Source organism: Candidatus Woesearchaeota archaeon (assembly GCA_027858315.1).
In the GTDB taxonomy this organism is placed as follows: Archaea; Nanobdellota; Nanobdellia; order Woesearchaeales; family UBA583; genus UBA583.
Map to the genome: position 1 here is coordinate 21341 of JAQICV010000057.1, position 7993 is coordinate 29333.

General features: G+C 26.4%; 10 protein-coding genes. 1 reads left to right on the plus strand and 9 read right to left on the minus strand.

Going from position 1 to position 7993, the window contains the following annotated elements:
• Nucleotides 1–47: 47 nt before the first annotated feature.
• From PF569_05085 to PF569_05100, 4 genes are all read right to left on the minus strand, one after another.
• Nucleotides 48–413 carry a hypothetical protein gene (locus PF569_05085; protein ID MDA3855609.1) on the minus strand — a complete coding sequence of 122 codons (366 nt, stop codon included), beginning with the start codon at nt 411–413 and terminating at the stop codon, nt 48–50.
• A gap of 37 nt (nt 414–450) precedes the next feature.
• A complete protein-coding gene (locus PF569_05090; GenBank protein MDA3855610.1) occupies nt 451–1374 on the minus strand; it encodes a tRNA-dihydrouridine synthase family protein in 924 nt (307 codons plus the stop codon).
• A 40-nt stretch (nt 1375–1414) separates the two neighbouring features.
• Complete coding sequence (locus PF569_05095) at nt 1415–2653, minus strand: hypothetical protein (protein MDA3855611.1); 1239 nt, start codon at nt 2651–2653, stop codon at nt 1415–1417.
• Nucleotides 2654–2721: 68 nt separating this feature from the next.
• Nucleotides 2722–4152 carry a U32 family peptidase C-terminal domain-containing protein gene (locus PF569_05100; protein MDA3855612.1) on the minus strand — a complete coding sequence of 477 codons (1431 nt, stop codon included), beginning with the start codon at nt 4150–4152 and terminating at the stop codon, nt 2722–2724.
• A 142-nt stretch (nt 4153–4294) separates the two neighbouring features.
• Here PF569_05100 and PF569_05105 point away from each other — a divergent pair, with 142 nt between their 5' ends.
• A complete protein-coding gene (locus tag PF569_05105; GenBank protein ID MDA3855613.1) occupies nt 4295–4741 on the plus strand; it encodes a hypothetical protein in 447 nt (148 codons plus the stop codon).
• Here the strand turns inward: PF569_05105 and PF569_05110 are convergent.
• The 5 genes from PF569_05110 to PF569_05130 form a co-directional block, all read right to left on the minus strand.
• Nucleotides 4734–5555, minus strand: coding sequence for a patatin-like phospholipase family protein (locus PF569_05110; GenBank protein MDA3855614.1), 822 nt, complete (start codon nt 5553–5555; stop codon nt 4734–4736). The genes PF569_05105 and PF569_05110 overlap by 8 nt on opposite strands.
• A 1-nt stretch (nt 5556) precedes the next feature.
• Nucleotides 5557–6327, minus strand: a complete 771-nt coding sequence (locus PF569_05115) for a ribonuclease HI family protein (GenBank protein MDA3855615.1) — start codon at nt 6325–6327, stop codon at nt 5557–5559.
• A gap of 232 nt (nt 6328–6559) precedes the next feature.
• Nucleotides 6560–6685 (minus strand): hypothetical protein, encoded by a 126-nt coding sequence (locus PF569_05120; GenBank protein ID MDA3855616.1) that lies wholly within the window; start codon nt 6683–6685, stop codon nt 6560–6562.
• Nucleotides 6686–7012: 327 nt separating this feature from the next.
• Complete coding sequence (locus PF569_05125; GenBank protein MDA3855617.1) at nt 7013–7396, minus strand: hypothetical protein; 384 nt, start codon at nt 7394–7396, stop codon at nt 7013–7015.
• A 34-nt stretch (nt 7397–7430) separates the two neighbouring features.
• Nucleotides 7431–7993, minus strand: a 563-nt coding sequence (locus tag PF569_05130; protein ID MDA3855618.1) for a hypothetical protein, incomplete at its 5' end; no start/stop codon positions are given.

Consider the following 7993-nt stretch of genomic DNA (forward strand, 5'->3'; position numbering starts at 1 on the left):
TACAAAAATAGAATTTAAGGATTTGTTACTATACTCAAGAATGAAATTTAATTATTATCACATTTGTATGGAAACTTATAACTTTCATCTTTTTCAATTAAACCAATATACTCAGAATTAACTTTAATAAACATTTCTTCTAGAAATTTAATTGGGACTTCTGATGAATTTTCATAGAATTGATTTAAAGTCATTGTTTTTTTAGGAGTAATCTCTTTAATTTCACACACATAAGGAATTTTAAAAAAACCTTGAGGTTGATATGAAATAAGTTTATCTTTATTTAAATCTTTGAGAAATTCAATATTTTTATTTTTATATGTAAGATCATAAGAAACAGCTCCTACTGTACCTACTACTAAAGACATAAAACCGAACATTAAAGTTGATTCTAACTTTTTATTTAACTTCATCTACCTAAAAGTAATAATTAAACTTTTATAAAATTAATTAAATGACTTCCAGAATCTCCTCGATAGAACTTAAATCATTTATACTTTTTCTAAATTCTGCTCCACCAATAGTATTTCTTGTCAAGTATGAAAGATTAGCTTTGATGTGAGAAATTGAAGTATTGTATTCTTTTGCAAATTCTAAGTATTTTAAGATAGCTTCTTTTCTTTCATTTAAATCAGTTCCAGATTTATTATCCTCAATTATATGGTTCTTGATTAATTTGAAAATTTTGGGATTCTCAAGTGCTGCTCTTCCAATTAAAACTCCATCACAATTTGTTTTTATGATTTCATTATATGAATCAAGATTAAATACATCTCCATTTGCAATAATTTCTAATTCTGGATACTTTTCTTTTACTTCTTTTATTTCATTATAAGTTGCAGGTCTATTATATCCATTTCTTAGAGTTCTTCCATGAATATAAATTTTTTTTATACAAGCTAATTGAATTTGCTCTACAATTTCTAAAATATTAATTTGTTCTCTTGTAATTCCTATTCTTAACTTAACTGATGGAATTATTGAGTGTTTTGAGCATATTATACTTAGTCTTTTTGATACTTCAAATACTTTACTTGGATTTTTAATAATACCTCCACCTAGCTCCTTTGAGCAAAGCGTTGATTGAGGACAACCCATATTGTAATTTATCTCTTTAACCCCAGGATTGATTTCAATTACTTTTTCAACTCCTTTTTCGATATTTTCTATGTCTTCAGCAATGATTTGAATTAGAGTTTGATTTATTTGATTTTTATCAATTGATGCTTTTCTTAATTGAACTTCATCATCTTCAATTAATTTATCTACTCTAATTATCTCAGTAAAAACAAAGTCAGCACCAAAATAAAGACATAATTTTCTAAAAGCTGAGTTTCCCAATTTGTTAATAGGAGGAAAATAAAGAGTTTTCATAAATAAGAAGAATTAAATTGAATTTATAAAATTAAATTATTTATTGAGATTTGGAAATATATAATCCTGCAGATTCATCATAGTTATAATAAGCATCAAGCAATTCATGTCTTGGCAAATATTTAGCATGAGAATTTAAAACATCACTTGGAGAACTATGTTGTGATTGAACGCAAAGATTAACAAAAATAGGTAATAACTCTTCAGATTCTAACATTAATGACTCAGTTACTTCTTTTTCTGTTTTATCTTTGTATTTAGGATGTGCATTTGCACCAAGCTCCGCATTAACATATCTTGTTGTTGGTTGCAATCTTCCTTCAAGAGAAGTCCTATCATAATTTCCATTAAATACATGAACTATACTCTCATCCTTAATTCCTAAAGATAAATAATCTTTAGTTCTGTATTCTAACCTACTCATAAAATCTCCTAATTCATGTCTTAAACCTCTATCTAATTTTTTAATTGTATCAACATCTGAGATGAATTTGAATGCAATATAATCTACAAAAAATAATCCCATTGATGCAAGAATTATAGATTTTTCCTCTTTAGAAGAAGTTTCTTCATATTTATTACTAAAAAATTGATATACATCTTTTCCTGAATAAAGAGCATCATGTGTATAATCCATACATTTGTCAAAATATACTCTTTGAAGGTAACTAAATTTAGCCTTGGAATCAAAGACACCTGATTTTTCTAATTCTCCTTTACCTGGAAATCTTATTGCAGTGTATTCTTGTAAGAATTTTAGATCTCCACTGCTATCTTTTTTCTTTCTTGCAACTAATTTACCTTTAATTTTTGCTTTTGGTTCATTGATATCTAAAGTATATAAATCTACTTTCCTTTGCGAGATATCTTTAAATTCATTATTTTCAGGACTTTTTCTTATTAATTTAATATTCCTCAAAGCTTCTTTCTCCGGCCTAATCACTCCCAAATCAACAGTTTCAGCAATATCTTTTATATAGTCCCATTCTGTAGTAAAATGCTTGAAGGAATCAAAAGTTGGTAATGCTACTCCATTAAGGGCAAATAACTTACTCATTGCAGGATGTAGAGAAGAATCAAAATCTTTTTCTTTGATTAATTTTTGTGCATCTCCTAATTCAATTAATTCATAATCTGACAAATTCCTTCCCAAATACCTTTTTGAATCTGCAGCAAATACTTTAAGAGAACCAAAAGAATGTTTATTTACAGGATATCCTTTTCTAACATATTCTAAATCTTCTTTTAATTTACCTGAAATAATATTATCATCACTCATCTATATATAATAAAGACATTATAATTTATAAACTTATCTTTTGTTACTACTAACTGTAAAGAATTAATTTAAACCTTTTCTTTATCATATAATATACGCCTTACTACACAATATTTGTCTTTAATCTTAAAAGGTACTTCTAGTTTTACATAGAATTCTAATCCTCCAGATACTTTTTCTAGTTCTTCATTTGGACTATCTTGCATAGGTTTTTCAATCTTATCAACTATCCAAGTTTTGATTTCGTTTGGAGTTACAAATTCTATTTTATCTCCTAATTTAAATTTGGCTCTAGTTTCTACTTCTAAAATTGATTTTTCTTCGGATGAACTTATTACTTCTCTAACTATTCCTACAAATAAATGAGTTTGGTGGGATGATTTTTTTGCATAGTCAATTGAATTTTCTTTAGGGTTTCCTTCTAAGAAGCCTGGAATAAAACCTCTATTAGATGTAGTATTTAGCTCTTTAATTGCCCAATCTATGTCTGGTTTTTTCCCAGCTAGAATGTCATCTAGAACTTTCCTATAGGTTCTTGCAACAATTGCTGCATAGTATACTGATTTTGTTCTTCCTTCAACTTTATAAGAGCAAACTCCAGCTTTCATCATTTTTTCTAAGTGTTCTACCATACAATTATCTTTAGAATTGAATAGATATGTTCCATCATTGTCTTCTTCTACTTCAAATAATTCACCTTTTCTCTTTTCTTCTTCTATAAAGTATTTTCCTTTTTCAAGATCTTTGTAATGTCTTCCTTCTTGAAGTGGCTCTAAAAACTCATTATCTTTTGATTTGTATACTTTATACTCGAATCTACATGCATTGTTACAAACCCCTTGATTTGAGTCTCTATAATTAAAATAGTTTGATAACAGACATCTTCCAGAGTAAGCTATACAATTAGAACCATGAATGAAGAATTCTAGCTCTATATCAGGAACCTTTTTGTTTATTTCTACTAGTTCAGGGTAAGTTAACTCTCTTGCAAGCACAACTCTTGTAATTCCTTGTTTTTGCCAAAATTTAACACTCATCCAATTTACATTATTAGCTTGAACAGATAGATGGATTTCAGCTTGTGGAAAATTTTCTTTTGTTACATCAATTAAACCTGGATCTGCCATAATAAAGGCATCAGGCTTAATTTCTTCTACCATTACTTTCATATCTTTTAGAAATTGTTCATATTTGAATGAATGAGGAAATATATTTACTGCAAAATATACCTTTACTCCTCTTTCATGAGCATATGGCACAATTTCTTTTAATTCATCCATAGTCATTGTAGATTTTCCTCTAAGCGTAAACATAGGAATTCCACAATAAATAGCATCACAGCCAAATTCTATCGCATATTTTGCTTTTTCAAATGAACCTGCAGGCATTAAGAGTTCATAGTCTTTTCTAGATTTTCCTTCTAGAAATGATACCGAACGAGAATCTGTTCGAGTGACTGCATCTTTTCTAGATTTGTTTTTTAAAAAATTATTATCCATATTTCTTTAACCGATGTCCAGAATCAGTTGTTTAATAAATAAGAATTAAAATTGATTTATATAGATTATGAGTGGATTACTAATTTTGTTCGCGAACCAATAACACGAAATATTTAAAAAACATCTCTGTTTCTAATTAATTATGAAAAAGAAAATTCAAAAGAGAAAAAACATTAATTTTCTCCTTGATAACAAGCACTATAAAAGATTGCATTTGATATTATATCTTATTAGCATTACTCTTATTGTTCTTGTTTATTTTCTTACAATTATAGTCTTTTCAAGTTATTTGCATTTCCTTGTATCAGTATTGTTTTCATTTTTAATTGGTTTATATATTGTATTTAACAGGAATAAACTTGTTAATAATATTAGTGATAGAATTGAAAATTATAAGAGAAAACATTACAAGAAAGAATCTAAAGAAAATCTTAGGACAACTCTTAAAAAAATTACACCTAAAAGAAATATTAAATTTAATATTAAAAGTAAATTTTCATTGAAAGAAAAAGCTGCAAATATAAAAAATAATTTTAAATCAAAAAAAAATAAGAAAAAAAAATCTCAAGAATATATTGAGATTAAATAAGTTTAAACCTTTTTTTTGCTTCATCATAACCTTTTTGAGAGATTTCATTGAATTTGCCAAAATTATAAGTGTTGAAACCATTCATATCAGGTTCTAAGAAAAATAAATTATTTTTGTATTTTTCAAGTTTAATTTTTGTTTGATGTATCATCATTAGAGTAAAAGTCCTATTACTTAATCTTGATAGAAAACTAAATTTAGAGAATAAAACTGTTTTTTTAGGTTGATATTTTTTAATTACTTTAGCATTTAATACATCAACTGCTATTATGTTTTTGTGAGAGGAGTATTCAATAGGTAAATTTGAGCATACAAATCCATCTACATAATATGAACCATTTAATTTGTGGGGTGAAAATACTGTAGGAATTGATATTGAGCATCTTATAGCATCAGCAATTGTTACATCATTATTTTTATCAAAAACTCCTGGAGTTCCATCATCAAAATTTGTTGCTATAATTTTTAAATCAATTTTAGTTTGAGACATTCTTTTATTTTGATAAATTTGACTAAGAAATTTCTCTAATTTCTTAGTTCCCATTAATCCTTGTTTTAAGAAACCTAAACTTAATTGTTTGTAAAAACCATTTTTACTTGCGATTTCTATCATCTCATCATAAGAATATCCATATGCATACATTGCTCCTATTAGTGCTCCCATACTAGTTCCAATTATTTCTTTAGGTTTTAAATTATTCTCTTCTAAGAATTTAATAACTCCCATATGAGCATATCCTAATGCAGCACCTCCACTTAGAACTAATGTGAAGTCTTTTCCTTTTAATTTATTTAAATCATATTTTTCTACCATTTTAATTAAAATTTTTTATTTTTATACATTCTTCTAGAATGATTTTAAATACCTCAAATTCACCTATACTTAGATTTTTACTTATATCATTTACTTTTATTGAAAATGATTCAGGAGATTTGTTACACCAAATTTGTGTTTTGGATTCACCGAATTTATGATAAAAAGCGCATTTGCCAGTTTCTTTTTTTAGAATGCTTATTATCTCACCTAGTTCAATATCGGACATTTTAACTTTTTCCCATCGCCATTCTTTTGATTTTTGATTTAATAAACCCATATGAAAATAAATATCATTCTCATTATTTAGTTGAATTTTAATACAATTGATTTTACCAAAAAATGCTTTATCTAATTTTAAATTAGTTTCTTGAAAATTCCCTTTTGCTTGTTCAATTGCTTTGTTTGCTAATTCATCTGCTAATTTGTTATCTTCTCTTGGTATCCAATTAACAGTTATTTCTAATTCTTTTGTTAATTCTTTTGCTTTCTCGTATAATGGCACAATTTTTTCAGCTTTTACTTTGTATTGGCCTTTCATTTGTTTTACTAAGAATTCTGAGTCTGAAAAAAAATTTGCTTTAGTTTCTTTTAATTCGATTAATCTTTCTACTCCTTTAATGAATGCTAAGTATTCTGCTTCATTATTTGTCTTCTTTCCTAAGAACTCATGAATTTCTTCTATTAGTTCTTTGTCTTTGTAAATTGCAACACCAATTCCAGCATTACCTGGATTACCTTTTGATGCACCATCAGTAAAAATGTTTATCATAATGTATTTTAGAGATAATTAATTATAAATGTTTGTTGTATTATATCATGAAAAGATTTAATGCTTAAAAATATTTTAATATTTTTATTGTATTTGGATGAGAAAAATAAAATAAAATTTAAGGACAAGTTCCCCATAATGGTTGAATTCCATTAATTCCTTCAAAAAGAGAAAAAGAGTCAAAACCTCTAGGTTTAGAACCTATTAAAGTAACACACCATGAACTAATATCTTAATTAAAATAAGTAAAAGTATGAAACATATGTTTCATATTAGTAATTCCACTTATATTTAAATTGTCACTAGCAGTAATATTTAGACCTCCATCTCCATAAAAATAATAACAATCATTACCCAATTTTAATGAACCCCATTGAGAAATCTCATATATTTTTTTAGAATCATCAAAACCACAATCCCATGCATTTTTTGAACTATCAAATCCTAATACTTCAAATTCTCCAGTAATATTTATCTATTTTATTCCTTCAATAGCATAATTGTGAGTGATTTCTACTTGATTCCAAGTAGTGATTGTATCATTATTTCCATCGCCCCAATACACTGAAAAATTATATGTTCCTGAACTTTTTAAAGGTAAAGTAATTTGATTATTATTTAAACCACAATCACTAGTGTTCCAAATACTGATAAAAACACTGGAAAAATCTATTGGAGTTGCAGGCTAACTTTCAACATAGTATGTAGTTTTCTTAAAAATACCTGAATCACTAAAAACAGTAATATCTTTTTGACCATCAGGCATTCCAGATAAACAACTTGAAATATTCACAAAATTTATATTTGAAGCAGATAAATTTACACTTAACGGACAATCAATTCCATTAATTTCAATACTGTTAAATTCTACCTCCGAATTTGCATTATTTCGAATATATAAAATATTTCCTTCTAAACCTACAATCTCAACACTCCCTTGAGGAATAATCTCAACTTGCAAATCTGATTGATAAGTTTTATACCAATTTTGAAGACCAATATACATAGTAACTCCTACAAGTAAAAGTAACATTGCTGCAACAATTGCTCCTAGTGCTTTTTTATTCATATAAAAAAACTATTAAAATGATTTATAAAATTTCTTATTCACTTAAGATTTTAATTATCTTAAAATAATTTTCTAAACTTTTCATTGTTGAAGTTTCATAAGTTGTATGATAGTTCATTGTAGGCAATTGAATTGTTGCTCCATTTAATTTTCCATTAGATTCAGAAGACATTCTTCCTAGTTCAGTAATCCCTTTTTTTGAAGATTTGAAATTTATTGATACACTATTCTCAATTAATATTTTCTCAATTTGATTTACTAGTTCAATATTAAATTTCCCATTTTCATCTCCTTTTCTTAGAGTTAAGAAACCTACTTTTTTATTATTAAAATTTTCATAAGGTGAAGTGTCTAAAGTTATTATGTCTAATATTTCTTTTTTATCCTTCATATATTCTAATACATTCTGATAACTAACACCTATCTCTTCCCCTGTTGTGAAAATTATTTCTTGTTTAAAATCAAAATTCTTCAAAATATAATATAAAACTGCCACACTAATAACATTATCAATTTGTCCAAAAAATAAATCATCTTTAGTTTTAATTTTAGATTCTAATGCGAAAACTTCTCCTTTCAATTCTTTATCTAAATCAT

Excerpts from the sequence above, each read along its gene's own strand:
- PF569_05110 (MDA3855614.1), bottom strand. The coding sequence starts at position 5,555 with ATGGTAGAAAAATATGATTTAAATAAATTAAAAGGAAAAGACTTCACA.
- PF569_05115 (MDA3855615.1), bottom strand. The coding sequence starts at position 6,327 with ATGATAAACATTTTTACTGATGGTGCATCAAAAGGTAATCCAGGTAAT.
- PF569_05105 (MDA3855613.1), top strand. The coding sequence starts at position 4,295 with ATGAAAAAGAAAATTCAAAAGAGAAAAAACATTAATTTTCTCCTTGAT.
- PF569_05095 (MDA3855611.1), bottom strand. The coding sequence starts at position 2,653 with ATGAGTGATGATAATATTATTTCAGGTAAATTAAAAGAAGATTTAGAA.
- PF569_05085 (MDA3855609.1), bottom strand. The coding sequence starts at position 413 with ATGAAGTTAAATAAAAAGTTAGAATCAACTTTAATGTTCGGTTTTATG.
- PF569_05100 (MDA3855612.1), bottom strand. The coding sequence starts at position 4,152 with ATGGATAATAATTTTTTAAAAAACAAATCTAGAAAAGATGCAGTCACT.
- PF569_05090 (MDA3855610.1), bottom strand. The coding sequence starts at position 1,374 with ATGAAAACTCTTTATTTTCCTCCTATTAACAAATTGGGAAACTCAGCT.
- PF569_05125 (MDA3855617.1), bottom strand. The coding sequence starts at position 7,396 with ATGAATAAAAAAGCACTAGGAGCAATTGTTGCAGCAATGTTACTTTTA.